The sequence below is a fragment of the Segatella hominis genome, from assembly GCF_004535825.1.
Lineage (GTDB): Bacteria > Bacteroidota > Bacteroidia > Bacteroidales > Bacteroidaceae > Prevotella > Prevotella hominis.
This window is the reverse complement of sequence record NZ_SGVY01000021.1, coordinates 15,183-37,814: the sequence shown is the minus strand read 5'-3', so window position 1 is coordinate 37,814 and position 22,632 is coordinate 15,183. Positions and strand designations below refer to the sequence as shown.

The following is a 22,632-nucleotide window of genomic DNA, read 5'->3' as shown; positions in this document are numbered from 1 at the left end:
ATGAAAAAGAAATATATACAACCGAATGTTTCAGTAAGTTTTGCAGTTGAGAAGTCTCAACTGTTGGCTGGAACTGGAGTTAATTTTGGGCCAGATGAACAAGGTGGAGCTTGCTCCAAGGAAAACGACTTCTCTTCTTGGGATTACGGTTTCGATGAGGAGGATAATTCAGAATCTAATTCCAGAAGAAAATCGCTCTGGGATTAAGTGAAAATTCAGATGAAATGAGTTTGAAACAAAAATATACAGAGTTTATATAACAAACTTTTATTAATCATCTTTTACTAAAGTTAGACGAGGGTTGCAGGGATGCAATCCTCGTTTTTCGTTTTATAGTGCAGAAGGTTTAGTTCCTGCCACTTACGCTTACCTTCGTCTGACTGATACGGATTTGGATTACAACGGTCAGCTGTTGGGTGATATTAAGCAGAATAAAGGGCTATTTTATTTGAAATGACAAAGGGAATTGGCTAAAAAATGCTGATTGTGCAATCGATTGCACAGCAATAAGTGTAGAAATATGTGGTGAAAGTGAACAGGTTTTAGATATTTTTTCTAACTTTACCGAGATAAAAGTTAGTTTAATAAAAGTTTCTGACTAAGTAGTGGATTTTGCTAAAAGCATGTTCATCTTAAAAAAATAGACAAAGTTAAAAATGACGTATAAGTTCCTAAAAGAAGTGATGATTACCTAACTGAAAAGTACAAGGTCATCTACCTGCCAATAGAAGCTTAGAACAACATATAAATAATAACTTAACTAAATAAAAGATGAAAAGATTTTTTATGTTTTTAATGGCGGTTTGGGCTTTATTGTCCATATCGCAAACGGGAAAGGCAGCCGATGTCACTGTCTATTTCCAATGTCCTGGTTGGACAACACCTGTGTGTGCGTATGCATATAATAGTGACGCAGACAAAAACTCGAGTTGGAGTGATGCGCCAGCAGGTTCTGAATTTACCACCTCTAACGGTGTGAAATTATGGAAATGTACGTTTGATTCCAAGTACAAATATGTAATCTTTAAAGAGCCCGGAAAAAATGATGTTAAGCAGTATCCAGGAAAAAATAAAAAAGGTCTGGAGGTCAAAGATAATTATGTTTATACCTCTACGAGTCTCAATGGAACCTCTCTGTCTGATTTTGAGAAGACCGATCCTTATACATATACATTGATAGGTGGATATGGAAATGGTTCATGGACTAGCGAACCTTCTAGTTTTAAAAATGATGGTGATGGTAAGTACACTTATACCTTCACTGCCGCTCAAGATGGTGAATTTCGTTTTAGAGTAAATACTAGTTATACATCTGGAGCAGCTTTGTGTCCAAATGTTGATGCTAAAACAAAGAGAAAAGAGCTTACTTCAACTTCTGATGCTGTAGCATACAATAATCAAAAAGATGCATCTGGTGTTTCGATGTATGATAATTATTGGTTTTGTAAAGTTACTAAAGGAAATAATTATACATTTACTTTAACAGAGACGTATAATTCAACAGATAATTCATATACTCGTAAACTCTCTGTTGTTCCAGAAGAGGCTGTTGTTACTAAGGAAATTAAATTGTTTAATGCAGAAACTGAGGTAGCAGGCTCTAACGGAAAGTACACTCTTGATTTGTGTGGCGATACTTCTAAAGATGCTACAATTACTCTTACTATTAATGGTGCAAAATATGGTTTGGCTACTGCTCAAACTATTTCTGAAGCTGGAACCACATCAGGTATTGCCTTCACAACAGAAGGAAAAAATGCCTTGACTTTGAAGGCTGGTCTTATCTATTATCTTTCTGTAACAAAGGATGGTAAGATGAAAGTTGTTGCAAAGGAGAAGGGTATTGCTGATGGTAACTATTATTTGGTTGGTAACTTCTTTACAGAGGATGGTGACGCCATCAATTATGATAAGAAATATTTCCGTTTTATTGATAATGGTGATGGAACTCTTTCTTTTGATATTCCTACTACTCTTACTGTAAAAGCACAGGTTTTGGCATCTGATGGTAAATGTTATGGTCCTACAAAGAATGGTAATATCGGTATAGACAATCCTACAGCTGATGATAAGACTGTAAGAGGAAATTTGGTTGAAGGAAGTAATTGTTTTACTTTTACTGATCGTGAACTTACAGGTGATGGTATCTATAAGGTTACTATAGCTGTTGATGAGACTGGCATTCCTACAAAGTGGACGGTTGATTTTGATAAGACCCAACGTATGGCTTATTTCATGGTTGATCCAACTGAGGATGCTGATGCAGTAGCTCATCCTTGTTATGCAATTAAGAAAGACAATGGTACAACAGATAACAAATTTTTCGGTAATGTTTATCTGGAAGCTAAACAACATTGTTTTGTTGTAGGTAATATTCAGGTATATAATGATGATAATAATACTCATATATTGAAGACAACAAAAAAGTTGTATTTCCAAGGTAATGGTGGTTTGGATATTACTACGAATACTGGTCATATCACAGATGAGGATGAAAAGATGAAATATACGAATGTATTCCCTAACAAAGCGGAGGGTTTTTATTTTCCTTCAACACAATCTTTGTATTTGGAATATAATCCATCTGCAGGAAATCAAAATTACGAAAGAAATAACACAAGTACTTGTCATGGTATAGCTGGTGAGGTAAAACGTGTAAATGGCGAAATTCCTATTACTTCTATTCAAATTGTAGGTAATGGTGTCGTTGGTTCTTGGAAATTAAAAGATGCTAAGAATATGACCTATAATAAGACTTTGGACTGTTGGGAATACTCTTTCAGAACCGAAAAGGGAGAAAGTGCTGACAATAAGTTCCGTTTCTTGGCTAATGGAAGTTGGGAAATCAACTGGGGTGAGGAATCTACAGATCCTGCAGATCAAGCTCGTATTTCTTATAAGGATAAAACTCAGCAAGGACATGAGGCTTCTATTACTGACCCTAATAACTTAGGTCGTACAATAAAAGGAACTGAGAAAAATAGAAATGGAGAAGGAACATTTGCTGATATGATATTCAATCGTCCAGCAGGTCAGTGGACTATCCGTTTTTATATCCGTTCTGTATCTACTGATGGTGGTAATTATTTTAAAAAGGCATATGGTTATACCATCACTGGTTCAGAATCTAATGATGTAATCCTTACATATTGCAATGGTCAGTTTATCCGCACTTATAGCAATAATAAGGCAATGAATCCTGATAATGACAACGTTAAGATCTATGAGGTTTATAGATATGATAAGCCTGCTGAGGAGACAGAACCAGGAAAGGTTGATAATATTTATGCTAAAGGAACGGTTCATCTGCGTCGATTGAATTATATTCCTGCTAATGTAGGTGTTGTTTTGATTGGTGTGGCTCCTGAAGGTACATATAATGAAAACGATCAATTAGCTTTCTCTTTGTTGGAAAGAACAGAGGACTCTGAAATTGCTCCTACTGATTCATGTTCACTTTGGAGAAATGCTGATACATATATTCAGCATGGTGACAAGTGGAATAACTATCTTGTTCCAACTGTTCAAGCTGTTGATAATTTAGGAAATGCGTATGTTGATAAGTCTGGTAACATAACTTATCGTTATTTCGGCTTGTCTAATTACTATCGCACTAAATATCATAATAGCCTTGGAACAGCAGATACTCAGTCTGATTATCTTGGTTTCTTCCGATTGACATCAAATGGTAAATCTGGAGCAAATAGGGCTTATTTGAGTATTCCTGCAAATGCAGAAGTTGGTAATGGCGTTGGTGCTACTTATGGTTATCTTGATTTCAATGGTCAGTTGCTTGAAAATCAATATCACGAACAGTATGAGGGTGAGTCTCCTGCTAAGTTTGCAAATATGGCTATGGTCTTTGATGATTTAATTGAAGGTAATGAAACGACTGGTATTAAAGAGTTGGAGACAGAAGTTTTGAATGATAACAAATACTATAACCTGCAAGGTGTTGAGGTTGCTTATCCTGTGAAAGGTATTTATATCCACAATGGTAAGAAGGTTATTGTTAAATAATAAAATGCATTAGTCATGAAGAATATATATATTAGACCAACAATGTTGGTTCGTCGTATAAGTAATGAGTCGCTTCTTGCAGCATCAGAAAGTGGACAAATTGATTATGGTTTCTCCAAGGAAAACAACTTCTCTTCTTGGGATTACGATTTCGATGAGGAGGATGAGTCAGAATCTAATTCCAGCAGCAAGTCGCTCTGGGATTAAGTGAAAAATCAGATGAAATGAGTTTGAAACAAAAATATACAGAGTTTATATAACAAACTTTTATTAATCATCTTTTACTAAAGTTAGGCGAGGATTGCAGGGATGCAATCCTCGTTTTTCGTTTTATAGGTTGTTAGTGAGGGGGATGGGGCAGATTTCTATAATTCATAAACGTCATAACTCATTGAATATGGGAGATTCTTTTTTCTGAGTAATTTGCTGATAACTTGAAGGATTCTTGCTGTTTTTTTTGGTATTTTCGATAAAATAGCTTATTTTTGCATCACATTTCAGTTAAACGTTTTAAAAGGAGATGAATATGAAACAGATAGAAGAACGGCTGAAAGAATATGAGGATAGTTTGAAGGCTTATCGTGATGTCAAGAACTCTATAGATCCGGTTATCTGACCATCAAGGATTATGACGAGGGTGTTTATACTTTAGGTATTCCTAACTTTGAAGTAAGGAAAGCACTTAAAGAATTACTTTAAGCATTTTCGGTTAAAATACTACACCTCTCTTAAACCATTACTTCATGGTCTAAGAGAGGTTTTTAATTATGCAAACTTTTGAGAGGAAATCTTTGAAAGATTTTGTGCAATCGATTGTGCAATCATATTTTACGTTCTGATGCAATCGATTGCACATAAAAAGTGGGGGTTAAGTGCTAGTTTATTTGCTGTTTACACCTATTATAATTATTTTTGCAAGCAAATGATAAATAACTAAATATCTTAACTTAACAGCACAATTTATGAGAAGGTTTACTAAGAAGCTTTGGGCAGCTTTACTGCTCCTTCTCGTCTCTATGCAGTCGGTAGCGACCGATGTCTTTACATCGAATCGTACAGACTTCCGAGACGAAAGTATCTACTTCATGATGACTACGCGTTTTTATGATGGTGATACTGGTAACAACGTGCTCTGCTGGGATAACCAGTCAGAGCAGATCAAAACAAAAGACCCTTGCTGGCGAGGCGACTTCCAGGGTGTCATCGACAAACTCGACTACATCAAGGCACTCGGCTTCACTGCCATCTGGATTACACCAGTAGTGCAGAACGCATCCGGTTATGATTACCACGGTTATCATGCCATGGATTTCCAGCATGTTGACTGCCGTTATCAGAGCAGCGATGGTAGCAAGGACGGTGACGCCATGTTCCAGGAACTCATTAACAAGGCTCACGAAAAGGGTATCAAGATTATCCTCGACATCGTGCTCAACCACACCGGTAACTTCGGTGAGCAGACACTCTGCAAGGAGTTTGACCGTAATACCGACTTGGAAACTCAGGCACTCATCAATGCTTGTATGATTCCTAACGAGGAGAAGTTGGGTTCCGACTACCTTACAAGTGTCCCTTATGAGCAGTATCAGCGTCGTCTTGGCTTGTTGAAGAACGTCCGTGGTAAGAACGAGGATGTTCACAACTACTGGCACCACTTTGGTGACTTCAACTGGGATTATCCTAACCGCTGGTGGGCTCAGATTGCAGGTGACTGCGTTGACCTGAATACCGAGAACGACTACGTAGCAGATTATCTCGTAAAGTGCTACGGCAGCTTCATCAAGATGGGTGTAGATGGTTTCCGTATCGATACATCCGGTCACATCTCACGTTTGACATTCTGCAAGCAGTTCATTCCTCAGTTTACAGCTCTTGGTGAGAAGTATAAGGACAAGCGATTGAACCAGGCACCTTTCTTTATGTATGGTGAGGTTTGCGCCCGTTACAGTGATGTCACATACCGTGGTCAGGATAACCTCTCTTGCTATTATTACACATGGCAGGCTCCAAAGGATTTGCTCGACAAATGGGATGGCAGCCAGTCTTACTGGGATACACAGGTACTCTTTGATAAAGCCAATGGCGGTACAGGTGTGGATGACCATCAGATGGCTCTCTGTGAGTCAGACAATGCCCCAACACCAACAAGCGACAATACCTTTATGGTGAATGGTAAGTGGCATGAGCCAGACTATTCTCAGGCAAGCGGTTTCCATGTGATCGACTTCCCATTGCACTACAACTTCGGTAATGCTGCCGCCGCATACGGTTTGGCAAAGTCAGGTGACAAGAGATATAATGACGCTACTTATAATGTAGTATATGTAGATAGCCACGACTACGGTCCTCAGCAAACCAACGACCAATTCCGTTTCTCTGGTGATGATGCTCAGTGGGCAGAGAATCTCTCTCTGATGTTTACCTTCCGTGGTATTCCATGTCTCTATTATGGTTCTGAGGTAGGTTTCCGTCGCGGTGCTCCGATTGACAGAGGTCCTCACGGTCCTCTTTCAGAAACTGGTCGTGCTTACTTCGGTGGTTACCTCACTGGTGATGTAGAAGCATCTGATTTCGGTGACTACAAGGCAACAGGTAATGTGGCTGCAACATTGAATCATGATGTCGCTCAGCACCTCATCCGTCTGAACAAGATTCGTCAGGCTGTTCCTGCTTTGCGTAAGGGTCAGTGGACCGACGAGGGTTGTACTCCTGCTGATGGCGGTATCGCCTTCAAGCGTGCTTACAAGAATGACAGCTATGCACTCGTAGCCATCAATGGTGGTGCAACATTCACAGATTGCCCTGATGGTACTTATACCGACGTGGTAACAGGCAAGACTTACACAGGTTCTACTATCACCGTTGATGCTCCTGCTACTCAGGGTCAGCTCCGTGTTCTCGTGAAGGACTGGAAGGGCGGTCAGATAGGTGAGGATGGTCCTTTCATCTATAATGAGGCTCCTAAGTCTAAGTCAGAGGCTGATCAGGCTTATGATGGTCATGAGGAAGATGGTACAACATGGGTTGAGCCACAGACTAATGAGTTTGGTTTGAAGTTCTCTCAGAATGGTGGTACTTTCCGCACCAATACTGTTACTGTAGAGGTAAGCCTTAGCGGTAAGGCAACTTCTGGTTGGTTCCAGGTAGAAGGTAAGGAGAAGGTAGAGTTGGCTCCAGGCGAGACCAAGACATTCACTATCGGTGAAGACATGTACTTCAAGCAGACCAAGACTGTAACATGGTATGCTAAGAACGACAAGAGTGAGAAGAATGGTTCTGTATCCTTCACCAAGGTGGATCCTAACGCATCTATCACCGTATATGTAAAGGCAGACAATGCTCCAACTATCTATGCTTGGGTTCCTGGCAAACCTGCTAAAGAGTTGACTGGTGCATGGCATGGAAAGACTATGGATGGTCCTGAAGAAATTGGTGGTGTCAACTACTGGTATAAGACTTTCGATGGAGTAGAGAGCTTCAATGTGATTCTGAATAATGGTAATGACAAGCAGTCAAGTGACATCACTGGTATCACAGGCGATATCTACTTGGAGTATGACGGTGGTTCAAATGTCAAGACGCTCGATGCTCCTGTCAACACAACAGCCAAGGTTACTTTGAGTCCTAACGGTGGTGACTTCGAGAAGACTATTTCTGTAACAGCAACCCTCAGCGACAATGCCAAGAGCGGTTGGTATAAGATTGGCGATGGCGAGCAGGTGGCTCTTACTCCTGGTAAGCCAGTTACCTTCACTCTCGGTGCTGACATGATGGAAGGCGAGAGCAAGACTGTAACTTGGAGCGCAACTAATGCAGAGGATAAGGCTAAGACTGGTACTGCTACCTTCAACAAGAAGAAGGAAGTAGTTATTCCTACTCCAACTGGTATCTTCGCTTACTTCCTCGCTCCTTCAGACTGGAGCTTAGTTGACTGCTGGGCTTGGAATAATACAGACAACTTTACCGGTGGTAACTGGCCTGGTGTAGCATGTACCAAGACAGACATTAAGAAGAATGGTCTGGATGTCTGGATGTGGAAGTATGATGGCGATTTGACAACTGCTCCTACCATGATCATCTTCAACAACGGCGGTGGTCAGCAGACAAAGGATTTGAAATTCGAAAACGGTGCAGTTTATAACCTTGCCGGTAAGACCAACGAGACTATCACAACAGGCATCAACCAGGTAGGTAGCAAGAAGGCTCCTGCTAAGTTGAAGATTTACTCTATCAACGGTCAGAAGGTAGCTGAGGTAGGCAGCATGGCAGATGCTGAGTACATCCTCGCTCCTGGTGTATATGTTTGCGGCGGTAAGAAGTACGTCATTAAGTAATAAATCTCTTTTCTCTTTTAGATACGCAAGTTTTCAGATGAAAACTTGCGTATTTTTTTCGTATAATCGTTTGTGTTTGTTTATTTTACTTATTAATGCAATCGATTGCATGAAAAAATGAGCGGAAGTTGTTTTATTTATTTGTTATCATCATTTATTATGATTAAATTTGTAAGTGGAATAAAATTTAACTAAATATCTTAACTTAATTCAAAAATTTTTTATGAGAAAGTTCAAGAAGAAGCTCTTTGCAGCGATGCTGCTGCTTCTTGCCTCGTCTAATGCGATGGCGACTGACAACTTCACGGATAATCGTACAGATTTCCGAGATGAAAGTATTTACTTCATGATCACCACGCGTTTCTACGATGGAGATCCTAAAAACAATGTGCTCTGCTGGGACAACCAGGAAGCACAGATGAGTACCAAGGACCCTTGTTGGCGAGGTGACTTCCAGGGTGTCATCGACAAGCTCGACTACATCAAGGCGTTAGGTTTCACTGCCATCTGGATTACTCCTGTCGTACAGAATGCATCCGGTTATGACTACCACGGCTATCATGCTTCGGATTTCTCCAAGGTTGATTGCCGTTATCAGAGTGGTGACGGCAAAAAGAGTGGTGACGTGATGTTCCAGGAACTCATCGACAAGGCTCACGAAAAGGGTATCAAGATTATCCTCGATATCGTGCTCAACCACTCCGGTAACTTCGGTGAGGAGAAGCTCTGCAAGGAGTTCGACCGCGATACCCGTCTTCGTAACCAGGCAGACATCAATGCTTGTATGATTCCTAATCCAGAAACATTGGGTAGTGACTATCCAAGTCTTTTGCCTGCTGCTCAGTATCAGCGTCGTCTTGCCCTGATGAAGAATACCGATGGTCAGAATCATGATCCACATAACTATTGGCACCATTTCGGTAACTTCAACTGGGATGAGCCAAACCGCTGGTGGGCTCAGATTGCTGGTGACTGTGTGGACCTCAATACTGAGAATAATACAGTGGCTGAATATCTTATCAACTGCTATGGCAATTTTATCAAGATGGGTGTCGATGGTTTCCGTATTGATACATCCGGTCACATCTCACGTCTTACCTTCTGCAAGCAGTTCATTCCTCAGTTTGCTGCCCTCGGTAAGCAGTATGAGAACAAGCGATTGAACAAGGCTCCATTCTTCATGTATGGTGAGGTTTGTTCCCGTTACAGTGGTGTGCAGTACCGTGGTCAGGACAATCTTTCACCTTATTATTATACATGGCAGGCTCCACAGAACTTGATGGATCAGTTTGATGGCAGCCAGTCATATTGGGACACTCAGGAAATTTATGACAGAGGTACAGGCTATGATGATAAGCTGATGCCTCTCTGCGAGAAAGATAAAGCGAATTCTCCAGAAAGCAACAATACCTTTATGCTGAATGGCGCATGGCATGAGCCAGACTATTCTCAGTCAAGCGGTTTCAATGTGATCGACTTCCCATTGCACTACAACTTCGGTAATGCTGCCACCGCATACCGTTTGGCTAAGACTGGTGATATGAAATATAATGACGCTACCTATAATGTGGTATATGTTGACAGTCACGACTATGGTCCTGGGTCTGGGTCTCGTTTTGGCGGCTCAGACGCTCAGTGGGCAGAGAATCTCTCTCTGATGTTCACCTTCCGTGGAATCCCATGTCTCTATTATGGTTCTGAGGTAGGTTTCCGTCGCGATGTTGTGATTGACAGAGGTCCTAATGGTCCTCTTTCTGAAACGGGTCGTGCTTACTTCGGTGGCTATATCACAGGTGATGTAGAAGCATCAGACTTCGGTGAATACAAGGCTTCTGGTAATGTGGCTGCCTCTTTGAATCATGATGTGGCTCAGCACCTCATCCGTCTGAACAAGATTCGTCAGGCTGTTCCTGCTCTCCGTAAGGGTCAGTGGACTGACGATGGTTGTACTCCTGTCAAGGGTGGTATCGCCTTCAAGCGTGCTTATAAGGACAGTTATGCACTCGTAGCCCTCAATGGTGGTGCTACTTTCACAGATTGCCCAGCTGGTACTTATACAGACTTGGTAACAGGCAAGACTTACACAGGTTCTACTATCACTGTTGATGCTCCTAATACTCAGGGTCAGGTTCGCGTACTCGTGAAAGACTGGACTGGTGGCAAGCTCATTGATGATGGTGCTTTCATCTACGAAACTGCTGCTCAGCATAAGGGTGATCAGACCTATGATGGCAATGAAGAGGCTGGTACAACTTGGGTTGACGAGGCTCCTCTTCCGCCTGTAAGCGTTTCTCTTTCTCCAGCTGGCGGAAATTTCCGCACCAATACGGTAACTGTTACCGCTGAGGCCTCAGAAGATGCTACGTCTGCTTGGTATCAGATAGAGGGACAGGACAAGGTAGATTTGACCCCTGGTAAGCCTGTTACCTTCACTATCGGTGATGACATGAACTTCAAGGACACCAAGACAGTGACTTGGAGTGTAACAAACTCTGAAGGCAGGGAGAAGACTGGTCAGGTAACATATACTAAGGTTGATCCTAACGCATCTATCGTGGTCATGGTGAAGGCTGACAAGGCTCCTTACATCCACGCTTGGACAACAGGTGTTGGCGGTAAGAATTTGACAGGTGCATGGCCTGGTAAGGTGATGAAAGGTCCTGAGGAGATTGATGGTGCTAAATACTGGACTTATGATTTCGATAACGTTGAGAGCTTCAATGTAATATTGAATAATGGTAGCGGTGCTCAGTCTGGTGACATCACTGGTATTACAAGTGATATCTACTTGGAGTATGATGGTGGTAAAAGTGCCAAGAAGATTTCTGCTCCAGCAAATTCGACAGCTGCTGCTAAGGTGGCTTTCAGCCCTAACGGTGGTGAATTTGAGAAGTCAATCACAGTAACTGCAACGTTGAGCAGCAATGCTAAGAGCGGTTGGTATAAGATCGGTGATGGTGCGCAGGTAGCTCTTACTCCTGGTCAGGCTGCTACTTTCACACTCGGTGCTGACATGATGGAAGGCGAGAGCAAGACTGTAACTTGGAGCGCTACTAATGCTGATGGTACAACTAAGACAGGTTCTTCAACCTTCAACAAGATTAAAGAGGTAGTTATTCCTACTCCAACAGGTATCTTCGCTTACTTCCTCGCTCCTTCAGATTGGAATCAGGTTGACTGCTGGGCTTGGAATGGTACAGACAACTTTACTGGTGGTAACTGGCCAGGTGTAAGCTGTACCAAGACTAACATGAAGAAGAATGGTTTGGATGTCTGGATGTGGAAGTATGATGGCGATTTGACAACTGCTCCTACCATGATCATCTTCAACAACGGCGGTGGTACGCAGACAAAGGATTTGGAATTCGAAAACGGTGCAGTTTATAACCTTGCCGGTAAGACCAATGAGTCTGTCTCAACAGGTATCAACCAGGTAGGTAGCAAGAAGGCTCCTGCTAAGTTGAAGATTTACTCTATCAACGGTCAGAAGGTAGCTGAGGTAGGTAGCATGGCAGATGCTGAGTACATCCTCGCTCCTGGTGTCTATGTTTGCGGCGGCAAGAAGTACGTTATTAAGTAAAAATAATCTCTCTTTTGAATACGCAAGTTTTCGGCAGAAAACTTGCGTATTTTTTTATGCAATCGTTTGTATGTATTTGTTTTGCTTTCTGATGCAATCGTTTGCACATAAAAAAGAGTGGGTTGGGCTTTGTTTCTTTGTTAATACCATATATTTTGGTTAAATTTGCAAATAGAATAAAATTTAACTAAATATCTTAACTTAATTCAAAAAATTTATGAGAAAGTTCAAGAAGAAGCTCTTTGCAGCGATGCTGCTGCTTCTTGCCTCGTCTAATGCGATGGCGACTGACAATTTCACGGTTAATCGTACAGATTTCCGAGATGAAAGTATTTACTTCATGATGACCACTCGTTTCTACGATGGTGATCCAAGTAACAATGTGCTCTGCTGGGATAATCAGGAAGCGCAGAAGAGTACCAAGGACCCTTGCTGGCGAGGTGACTTCCAGGGTGTGATCGACAAACTCGACTACATCAAGGCGTTAGGTTTCACTGCCATCTGGATTACTCCTGTTGTACAGAATGCATCCGGTTATGACTACCACGGCTATCATGCTTCGGATTTCTCTAAAGTTGATTGCCGTTATCAGAGTGGTGACGGTAAAAAGAGTGGTGACGTGATGTTCCAGGAACTCATCGACAAGGCTCACGCCAAGGGTATCAAGATTATCCTCGATATCGTGCTCAACCACACCGGTAACTTCGGTGAGGAGCATTTTTGCAAGGAGTTCGACCGTGATACTCGTCTTCGTAATCAGGCAGACATCAATGCTTGTATGATTCCTAATTTGGAAACATTGGGTAGTGACTATCCGGGTCTTCAGCCTGGTTATCAGTATCAGCGTCGTCTTGCCATGATGAAGAATACCGATGGTCAGAATCATGATCCACACAACTACTGGCACCATTTCGGTAACTTCAACTGGGACTTGCCTAATCGTTGGTGGGCTCAGATTGCAGGTGACTGTGTGGACCTCAATACTGAGAATAATACAGTGGCTGATTATCTAGTCAAGTGCTATGGCAACTTTATCAAGATGGGTGTCGATGGTTTCCGTATTGATACATCCGGTCATATCTCACGTCTTACCTTCTGCAAGCAGTTCATTCCTCAGTTTGCTGCCCTCGGTAAGCAGTACGAGGACAAGCGATTGAACAAGGCTCCTTTCTTCATGTATGGTGAGGTTTGTGCCCGTTTCGGTGGTGTGCAGTACCGTGGTCAGGACAACCTTTCACCTTATTATTATACATGGAAGGCTCCACAGAATCTGATGGATAGCTTTGATGGCAGCCAGACATACTGGGACACTCAGGAAATCTATGACAGTGGTACAGGTTATGATGCTAAGCTGATGCCTCTCTGCGAGAAGGATAATGCGGATTCTCCTGAAAGCAACAATACCTTTATGCTGAATGGTGCATGGCATGAGCCAGACTATTCTCAGTCAAGCGGTTTCAATGTAATCGACTTCCCATTGCACTACAACTTCTCTAATGCAGGAAGTGCATACGGCTTGGCTAAGTCTGGTGATATGAAATACAATGATGCTACTTTCAATGTGGTATATGTAGATAGTCATGACTACGGTCCTCAGCCAAGTGATGGTATCCGTTTCTCTGGTAGTGATGCTCAGTGGGCTGAGAATCTCTCTCTGATGTTTACCTTCCGTGGAATCCCATGTCTCTATTATGGTTCTGAGGTAGGTTTCCGTCGTGGTTCTGTGATTGACAAAGGTCCTAATGGTCCTCTTTCTAACACAGGTCGTGCTTACTTCGGTGGTTATATCACAGGTGATGTAACTGCAACAGACTTCGGTGAATACAAGGCTTCTGGTAACGTGGATGCTACATTGAATCATGATTTGGCTCAGCACCTCATCCGTCTGAACAAGATTCGTCAGGCTGTTCCTGCTCTCCGTAAGGGTCAGTGGACAGATGAGGGTTGTGCTGCTAACGGCGGTATCGCCTTCAAGCGTGCTTATAAGGACAGTTATGCACTCGTAGCTCTCAATGGTGGTGCTACTTTCACAGATTGCCCAGCTGGTACTTATACAGACTTGGTAACAGGTAAGACTTACACAGGTTCTACTATCACCGTTGATGCTCCTAAGAATCAGGGTCAGGTTCGCGTTCTCGTGAAAGACTGGAAGGGTGGCAAGCTCATTGATGATGGTGCTTTCATCTACGAAACAGCTGCTCAGCATAAGGGTGGTCAGACCTATGATGGCAATGAAGAGGCTGGTACAACTTGGGTTGACGAGGCTCCACTTCAGCCTGTAAGCGTTTCTCTTTCTCCAGCTGGTGGTACTTTCCGTACCAATACGGTAACTGTTACCGCTACACTCTCTGAAGACGCTGCGTCTGGTTGGTACCAGATAGAGGGACAGGACAAGGTAGATTTGACTCCAGGTCAGGCTGCCACCTTCACTATCGGTGATGGCATGAACTTCAAGGACAGCAAGACTGTGACTTGGAGTGCTACAAGCTCTGAAGGCAAGGAGAAGACAGAAAAGGTTACTTATACCAAGGTAGATCCTAATGCATCTATCGTGGTCATGGTGAAGGCTGACAAGGCTCCTTACATCCACGCTTGGACAACAGGTGCTGACGCTAAGATTTTGACAGGTGCATGGCCTGGTAAGGTAATGAACGGTCCTGAGGAGATTGATGGTGCTAAATACTGGACTTATGATGTCGATAACGTTGAGAGCTTCAATATAGTATTGAATAATGGTAGCGGTGCTCAGTCTGGTGACATCACTGGTATTACAGGCGATATCTACTTGGAATACGATGGTGGTTCAAGTGCCAAGAAGATTTCTGCTCCAGCAAATTCGACAACAGCTGCTAAGGTGGCTTTCAGCCCTAACGGTGGTGACTTCCAGAAGACTGTTTCCGTAACAGCAACATTGAGCAGCAATGCCAAGAGCGGTTGGTATAAGATTGGCGATGGCGAGCAGGTAGCTCTTACTCCTGGTAAGGCTGCTACATTCACTCTCGGTGAAGATATGCAGGAAGGCGAAAGCAAGACTGTAACTTGGAGCGCAACTAATGCTGACAATGTAACCAAGACAGGCTCTGCTACCTTCAACAAGATGAAAGAGGTTGTAATTCCTACTCCAACAGGTATCTTCGCTTACTTCCTCGCACCTTCAGACTGGAGCTTGGTTGACTGCTGGGCTTGGAGTAATTCTGAGAACTATACTGGTGGTAGCTGGCCTGGTGTTAGCTGTACCAAGACTGACATGAAGAAGAATGGTTTGGATGTCTGGATGTGGAAGTATGATGGTGCCTTGACAGATGCTCCTGCCAAGATTATCTTCAACAACGGTAATGGTGTGCAGACAGCCGATTTGGATTTCGTAAACGGTGCAGTCTATAACCGTGACGGTAAGACCAACGAGACTATCACAACAGGTATCAATCAGGTAGGTAGCAAGAAGGCTCCTGCTAAGTTGAAGATTTACTCTATCAATGGTCAGAAGGTAGCTGAGGTAGGCAGCATGGCAGATGCTGAGTACATCCTCGCTCCTGGTGTATATGTTTGTGGCGGTAAGAAGTACGTCATTAAATAATCATCTGATACTCTTTTTGAATACGCAAGTTTTCGGCAGAAAACTTGCGTATTTTTTTATGCAATCGTTTGCATGTGTTTGTTTTACTTTCAGATGCAATCGTTTGCACACAAAAAAGAGTGGGTTGGGCTTTGTTTCTTTGTAAATACCATATATTTTGGCTAAATTTGCAAATAGAATAATATTTAACTAAATATCTTAACTTAACACTACAATTTATGAGAAGATTTACAAAGAAGCTTTGGGCGGCATTGCTGCTCCTTCTGGTCTCAATGCAGTCGATGGCGACGGATGTCTTCACATCTAATCGTACAGACTTCCGAGACGAAAGTATCTATTTCATGATCACCACCCGTTTCTACGATGGAGATCCTAAAAACAATGTGCTCTGCTGGGACAACCAGGCAGCGCAGATTGAAACAAAAGACCCTTGCTGGCGAGGCGACTTCCAGGGCGTGATTGACAAGCTCGACTACATCAAGGCGCTTGGTTTCACTGCCATCTGGATTACTCCTGTCGTTCAGAATGCGTCTGGTTATGACTACCACGGCTATCATGCCATGGATTTCCAGCATGTTGACTGCCGCTATCAGAGCAGTGATGGTAAGAGTGGTGACGTGATGTTCCAGGAACTCATTGACAAGGCTCACGCCAAGGGTATCAAGATTATTCTTGACATCGTGCTCAACCACACCGGTAACTTCGGTGAGGAGAAGCTCTGCAAGCTGTTCGATCGTAACACACAACTTCGCAACCAAGCTTACATCGATGCTTGTATGACCCCTACAGAAACTTTGGGTAGTGACTACCTGACCATCCTTCCAAAAGATCAATACCACCGTCGTCTTACCATGATGAAGAATATGGATGGTCAGAACCGTGATATTCACAACTATTGGCACCATTACGGTCAGTTCGGTTGGGATGATCCATCCCGTTGGTGGGGTCAGATTGCTGGTGACTGTGTTGACCTCAATACAGAGAACGACGAGGTAGCTAAGTATCTCGTAGATTGCTATGGTCAGTTCATCAAGATGGGTGTGGATGGTTTCCGTATCGATACATCTGGTCACATCTCACGACTCACTTTCAACCATCAGTTCGTTCCTCAGTTTGCTGCCCTCGGTAAGCAGTACGAGAATAAGCGATTGAACAAGGCTCCTTTCTTTATGTATGGTGAGGTTTGTACCCGTGGTCACGAAGCAACCTATAGAGGTCAGGCCAATCTTTCTTGCTACTTCTATACATGGAAGTCTGATGAGTCTTTGATGAACCAGTGGGATGGAAGCCAAAGCTTCTGGGACAGTCAGGTATTGCCAGAGGGTTCTGGTCCTATCGGTCCTCAGGCACTCTGCGGTAAGGAAACATTTGGTGACAAGAAGAGCGAAAATGCTAAGATGATCAATGGTGCATGGCATGAGCCAGACTATTCTGAGGCAAGTGGTTTCAATGTCATCGACTTCCCAATGCACTATAGCTACAATACAGCTAAAGATGCATTCCGTCTTTCAAAGGAAGACGAACTCTATAATGACGCTACATACAATGTAGTATATATTGACAGCCATGACTACAGTCCAGGCCCTAACGATCTCAACCGTTTCGGTGGTACAGATGCTCAGTGGGCTGAGAACCTCTCTCTCTTGTTTACCTTCCGTGGTATTCCATGTATCTACTATGGTTCTGAGGTTGGTTTCCGTCGTGGTGTAAGAATCGACCCAGGTCCTAACGGTCCTCTTTCTGAAACTGGTCGTGCTTACTTCGGTGGTTATATCACAGGTGATGTAACAGCAACAGACTTCGGTGAGTATAAGGCTACAGGTAACGTAGCAGCTACTTTGAATCACGATGTAGCTCAGCACCTCATCCGTTTGAACAAGATCCGTCAGGCTGTGCCTGCTCTCCGTAAGGGTCAGTGGACAACAGATGGTTGTAAGGCAACAGGTAAGAATGGTATCGCTTTCAAGCGTGCTACTAAGGATTGCTATGCGCTCGTAGCCCTCAATGGTGGTGCTACCTTCACAGATTGCCCAGCTGGTACTTATACCGACGTGGTAACTGGTAAGACATATACAGGTTCTACTATTGAAGTAGAAGCTCCTTCTACTCAGGGTCAGCTCCGTGTTCTCGTAAAGGACTGGAATGGTGGCAAGATCGGTGAGGATGGTGCTTTCATCTACGATACTACAGCTAAGTCTCTGGACGGTCAAGACTATGATGGTAATGAGGAGGCTGGTACAATTTGGAACGAGCAGGGTCCTATTCAGCCAGCAAGCGTTTCATTCTCACAGGCTGGTGGATCATTCCGTACTGAGACTATTAACCTGACAGTTACTCTCTCTGAAGACGCTAAGTCTGGTTGGTATCAGATACAAGGTCAGGATAAGGTGAACTTGACTCCTGGTGTGAGTGAGAACCTTACCATTGGCGAAGGTATGAACTTTGGCGACACCAAGACTATTGAGTGGAGCGCAGAGGCCCAGGACGGTAAAGTAAAGAGCGGTAGCTTGACCTTCAAGAAGGTGGACCCTAATGCTTCTATCACGGTTTACGTACAGGCAGAAAATGCTCCTTTTATCTATGCTTGGTCAAAAGGTTCTTCTGTTAAGGAGTTGACAGGTGCATGGCCTGGTACAAAGATGACAGAGTCTGAAGAAATCAATGGCGAAAAGTACTGGACTTGCGCTTTTGATGGTGTTGAGACCTTCAATGTCATCTTGAATAATAATAGCGGTGCACAGTCTGGTGACATCACTGGTATCACAGGTGATATCTACCTGAAGTATGACGGCGGTGCAAATGCTCAGAAGATTGACGCTCCTGTCAATACTGCAGCCAAGGTTACTTTGAGTCCTAATGGTGGTGACTTCGAGAAGACTGTTACCGTAGCAGCCACACTGAGCAGCAATGCCAAGAGCGGTTGGTATAAGATTGGTAATGGCGAGCAGGTAGCTCTTACTCCTGGTAAGGCTGCTACATTCACTCTCGGTGCTGACATGATGGAAGGCGAGAGCAAGACTGTAACTTGGAGTGCAACCAATGCAGATAATGAAACCAAGACAGGTTCTGCAACCTTCAACAAGATTAAAGAGGTAGTTGTTCCTGCTCCAACAGGTATCTTCGCTTACTTCCTCGCTCCTTCAGACTGGAGTAAGGTAAACTGCTGGGCTTGGAGTGATGCAGGCAACTTTACCGGTGGTAACTGGCCAGGTGTAGCATGTACCAAGACTGGCATGAAGAAGAATGGTCTGGATGTCTGGATGTGGAAGTATGATGGCGATTTGACAACTGCTCCTACCATGATCATTTTCAACAACGGCGGTGGTCAGCAGACAAAGGATTTGGAATTCGTAAACGGTGCAGTTTATAACCGTGACGGTAAGACCAACGAGACTATCACAACAGGTATCAACCAGGTAGGTAGCAAGAAGGCTCCTGCTAAGTTGAAGATTTACTCTATCAACGGTCAGAAGGTAGCTGAGGTAGGCAGCATGGCAGATGCTGAGTACATCCTCGCTCCTGGTGTCTATGTTTGCGGTGGCAAGAAGTATGTCATCAAGTAATCATAAACTCTCTTCAAATACTTAGGGATATACGTTCTCTCTCTGAGAGATACTAATATATCAATATTTAATTAATCAAAGTAATAAGTTTTCCGGTCGGGCTCTTTGGAAGAGCTTGACCGGTTTTTTTGTTTCGTTTGTTTTCCTTCTCTGAATTGTTTTTCGACAAATTCATCGAAATCTGCACGAATTGTGATAAAAAAGATAAATCTTTTCGCCATTTACAATATCTTTTGTATCTTTGCACCAAACAAATAGAAAACAAAGATGAAAATAGGTGATAAAGTAAGATTCCTGAGTGAAGTGGGAGGCGGAAAGATCTCCGGCTTCCAGGGTAAAGATATCGTGATGGTGATGGACGAGGATGGCTTCGAGATTCCTACTTCCATCCACGACGTGGTAGTGGTGGAACAGGACGATTATGCCATGGGTAAAATGATTTCTGCCAAAATGGATGCCAAACAGGCTGCAGAGGAACGTTCCAACACGGAACTGAAGAACGACAGCCGAAGCATTAAGTCAATCCTCAACCAGCATGATGTGGAGGTGGATATGAATGTGGACGAGTATGATGCTGCCGACCGTGAGATTACCTTCCAGGCTCCTGCCCGTGAACGTGACGGCGGCAACAAGCTCAGCGCTTATCTTGCCTTCGTACCGGTGGATATCAAGGAAATCACGAATACCCGTTTCGAGACTTACTTCGTCAACGACAGCAACTATTATATCCAATATACTTATCTCGTAGCTGAGGGTAATGCCTGGACGCTGAAGGGCTGTGGAGAGGTAGAACCGAACACGAAGCTCTTCATCGAGGAATTCGGTCGTGACGTGCTTAATGAGATGGGGCATATTGCCGTCCAAATGGTAGCCTACAAGAAGGATAAGCCTTTCCTCCTCAAGCCAGCTACCGACGTGCAGTTCCGTCTGGATCCAGTGAAGTTCTATAAGTTGCATCTCTTCGAGGAGAATGATTTCTTCGAGACACCTGCCTTGCTCTTTACCATCGTGGAGAATGATGAGGTGGCAAGACCATTGGTCGTTGACTCCAAGAGATTGAAGGAGCAGATGTATAAGGACGAGAAGATTATCGCCAACGAGAGCAAGAAGAAGCAGAAGAAGGACGACGGAACCGTGGTGATCGACCTGCATGCTGACGAGGTGCTGGAGACGACTGCCGGCATGAATACTGCTGATATCCTGCACTACCAGGTAGATGTGTTCAAGAAGACTATGGCTGAATACAAGAACCGCAAAGGTCAGAAGATTATCTTCATCCATGGAAAGGGTGAGGGAGTGCTCCGCCAGGCCATCGTCCATGAACTGAACTACCGCTATAAGTCCTGCTCTTATCAGGATGCTTCCTTCCAGGAGTATGGTTATGGAGCAACTCAGGTTACGATTAAGTGAAGAACGAAGAGTGAAGAATTATGAATATGAAATATGGCTTTATGAAGGTGGCAAGTGCAATCCCAGCAGTACGTGTGGGAGATGTCATTTTCAATATTCAGAAGATAGAAGAACAGATTATCTTGGCTGAGGGCAAGGGTGTGGAGGTGATTACTTTCCCTGAACTTTCGCTCACGGGATATACCTGTCAGGACCTTTTCCGCCAGCAAATCCTGTTGGAGGCAACGGAACAGAGCGTGATGATGCTGCTCGATTTCACCCGCAAACTCGATATCATCGCCATTGTGGGCGCTCCTGTCGTGGCTGGCGATCTGTTGCTCAACTGTGCAATCGTCATTCAGCAGGGACAGATATTGGGCATCGTACCAAAGACCTACCTGCCTAACTACAGTGAGTTCTATGAGAAGCGATGGTTTGCATCGGCTCAGGATCTCCGTGAACAGGAAATCCGTTTTGCCGGACATAAGGTGAAACTGACTCCTGACGTGCAGCTCTTCCGTACCTTTGACGGATTCCAGTTTGGTGTGGAAATCTGTGAGGATGTTTGGGCTCCTGCGCCTCCAAGCAACAAGTTGGCTTTGGCGGGTGCTGATATCATCTTCAACCTCTCGGCTACAGATGAGCTGATTGGCAAGAACAGTTATCTGAAGAGTCTGCTCTCCCAGCAGAGTGCCCGCACGATAACCGGTTATGTTTACAGTTCCTGCGGATTTGGTGAGAGTACTCAGGATGTGGTCTATGGAGGCAACGCTCTGATCTATGAAAACGGTGCTTTGTTGGATGAAAGTGAACGTTTCAGCTTAGAGGCTCAAATGGTTGTGGCTCAGATTGATGTGGAGAAGCTTCGTTCTGAACGCCGCACCAATTCTACCTACGTGAATGCCCAGCGCAATATCAAATATTCCGTGCTCAACAAGCAGTTTGGTATCACCGTGATTGATACACATCCTGCCGAGAATGTCCGTGATTTTGTATTGGAGCGCGAGGTGAATCCACATCCTTTCATCCCAGCTACTACCGATATGAAGGCTTCCTGCGAGGAGATTTTCAATATCCAGGTGATGGGTTTGGCGAAGCGAATCGTGCATACCCACGCCAAGACCGTGGTGGTGGGCATCAGCGGAGGACTGGACTCTACGTTAGCCCTGTTGGTTTGCGTGAAAACATTCGATAAATTGGGCATGAACCGCAAGGGTATCATCGGTGTCACTATGCCGGGATTCGGAACCACCGACCGCACCTACAACAATGCCATCACGCTGATGGAGAGCCTCGGCATCACCATCCGTGAAATCAGCATCGCCAAGGCTGTAACTCAACATTTCGAGGACATCGGGCATGATATGGAGGTGCATGATGTAACCTATGAAAATTCGCAGGCGCGCGAGCGTACACAAATACTGATGGATCTTGCCAACCAGTGTGGCGGTATGGTAATCGGTACGGGCGACCTCTCTGAATTGGCGCTCGGTTGGGCTACCTATAATGGCGACCACATGAGTATGTATGGTGTGAATGCCAGCATCCCTAAGACCCTGATTCGTCACTTGGTGAACTACGTGGCAGAGAGTGGGGTGGACGAGCAGAGTCGCATTACCCTACAGGATATCATCGATACGCCGATCAGTCCGGAGCTGATACCAGCCGACGAAAACGGCAATATCAAGCAGAAAACGGAAGATTTGGTGGGACCTTACGAGTTGCATGATTTCTTTCTCTACTATTTCCTGCGCTTCGGTTTCCGTCCGAGCAAGATCTTCCTGCTTGCCAAGAAGGCTTTCTTGGAGACGACAGGAGAGCGCGTAAAGATCAGTGATAATGATCCTGATTTCTATGATGAGGAGACCATCAAGAAGTGGCTCAAGACCTTCGTGCGCCGTTTCTTCAACCAGCAGTTCAAGCGCAGCTGTCTGCCTGATGGACCGAAAGTGGGAAGTGTGAGCCTGAGTCCTCGTGGCGACTGGCGCATGCCTTCTGATGCTACTTCTACCATCTGGTTGCAGGAAGCGGAAAGCCTGTAGTTTAGTGTAAAAACTGTTAAATATAGAATAGAATCATCCCACTTTGCCGGATATTTTCTTATATTTGCAAAGTCAAACAGAATATTGATTTTTAAATCAGAGTTAAGAGTTATGGATTTTGCATTAA

At 43.9% G+C, this 22,632-nt stretch carries 9 protein-coding genes; all 9 read left to right on the top strand.

From position 1 onward, the window contains the following. The 9 genes from EXN75_RS09150 to EXN75_RS09110 all read left to right on the top strand — a co-directional run bounded on the left by EXN75_RS09150 (position 1) and on the right by EXN75_RS09110 (position 22,505). Positions 1–207 carry a hypothetical protein gene (locus tag EXN75_RS09150; RefSeq protein ID WP_134843569.1) on the top strand — a complete coding sequence of 69 codons (207 nt, stop codon included), beginning with the start codon at positions 1–3 and terminating at the stop codon, positions 205–207. Between the two features lie 564 nt (positions 208–771). Beyond that, positions 772–4,020, top strand: coding sequence for a hypothetical protein (locus tag EXN75_RS09145; RefSeq protein ID WP_134843568.1), 3,249 nt, complete (start codon positions 772–774; stop codon positions 4,018–4,020). A gap of 15 nt (positions 4,021–4,035) precedes the next feature. Further along, a complete protein-coding gene (locus EXN75_RS09140) occupies positions 4,036–4,227 on the top strand; it encodes a hypothetical protein (RefSeq protein WP_134843567.1) in 192 nt (63 codons plus the stop codon). 755 nt (positions 4,228–4,982) lie between these two features. Beyond that, a complete protein-coding gene (locus EXN75_RS09135) occupies positions 4,983–8,354 on the top strand; it encodes an alpha-amylase family glycosyl hydrolase (protein ID WP_134843566.1) in 3,372 nt (1,123 codons plus the stop codon). 223 nt (positions 8,355–8,577) lie between these two features. After that, a complete protein-coding gene (locus EXN75_RS09130) occupies positions 8,578–11,934 on the top strand; it encodes an alpha-amylase family glycosyl hydrolase (protein WP_134843565.1) in 3,357 nt (1,118 codons plus the stop codon). Between the two features lie 217 nt (positions 11,935–12,151). Further along, positions 12,152–15,511: an alpha-amylase family glycosyl hydrolase gene (locus tag EXN75_RS09125; protein WP_134843564.1), complete on the top strand. Its 3,360-nt coding sequence runs from the start codon at positions 12,152–12,154 to the stop codon at positions 15,509–15,511. A 218-nt stretch (positions 15,512–15,729) separates the two neighbouring features. Next, positions 15,730–19,074: an alpha-amylase family glycosyl hydrolase gene (locus tag EXN75_RS09120; RefSeq protein ID WP_134843563.1), complete on the top strand. Its 3,345-nt coding sequence runs from the start codon at positions 15,730–15,732 to the stop codon at positions 19,072–19,074. A gap of 267 nt (positions 19,075–19,341) precedes the next feature. After that, the gene (locus EXN75_RS09115; protein WP_134843562.1) at positions 19,342–20,484 is read left to right on the top strand and encodes a DUF2027 domain-containing protein; all 1,143 of its coding nucleotides are present in this window, start codon (positions 19,342–19,344) and stop codon (positions 20,482–20,484) included. Between the two features lie 26 nt (positions 20,485–20,510). Further along, a complete protein-coding gene (locus tag EXN75_RS09110; protein ID WP_134843584.1) occupies positions 20,511–22,505 on the top strand; it encodes an NAD(+) synthase in 1,995 nt (664 codons plus the stop codon). Positions 22,506–22,632: the final 127 nt, after the last annotated feature.

Coding starts and splice junctions, on each gene's coding strand:
- EXN75_RS09150 (WP_134843569.1), top strand. CDS start 1: ATGAAAAAGAAATATATACAACCGAATGTTTCAGTAAGTTTTGCAGTT.
- EXN75_RS09145 (WP_134843568.1), top strand. CDS start 772: ATGAAAAGATTTTTTATGTTTTTAATGGCGGTTTGGGCTTTATTGTCC.
- EXN75_RS09140 (WP_134843567.1), top strand. CDS start 4,036: ATGAAGAATATATATATTAGACCAACAATGTTGGTTCGTCGTATAAGT.
- EXN75_RS09135 (WP_134843566.1), top strand. CDS start 4,983: ATGAGAAGGTTTACTAAGAAGCTTTGGGCAGCTTTACTGCTCCTTCTC.
- EXN75_RS09130 (WP_134843565.1), top strand. CDS start 8,578: ATGAGAAAGTTCAAGAAGAAGCTCTTTGCAGCGATGCTGCTGCTTCTT.
- EXN75_RS09125 (WP_134843564.1), top strand. CDS start 12,152: ATGAGAAAGTTCAAGAAGAAGCTCTTTGCAGCGATGCTGCTGCTTCTT.
- EXN75_RS09120 (WP_134843563.1), top strand. CDS start 15,730: ATGAGAAGATTTACAAAGAAGCTTTGGGCGGCATTGCTGCTCCTTCTG.
- EXN75_RS09115 (WP_134843562.1), top strand. CDS start 19,342: ATGAAAATAGGTGATAAAGTAAGATTCCTGAGTGAAGTGGGAGGCGGA.
- EXN75_RS09110 (WP_134843584.1), top strand. CDS start 20,511: ATGAAATATGGCTTTATGAAGGTGGCAAGTGCAATCCCAGCAGTACGT.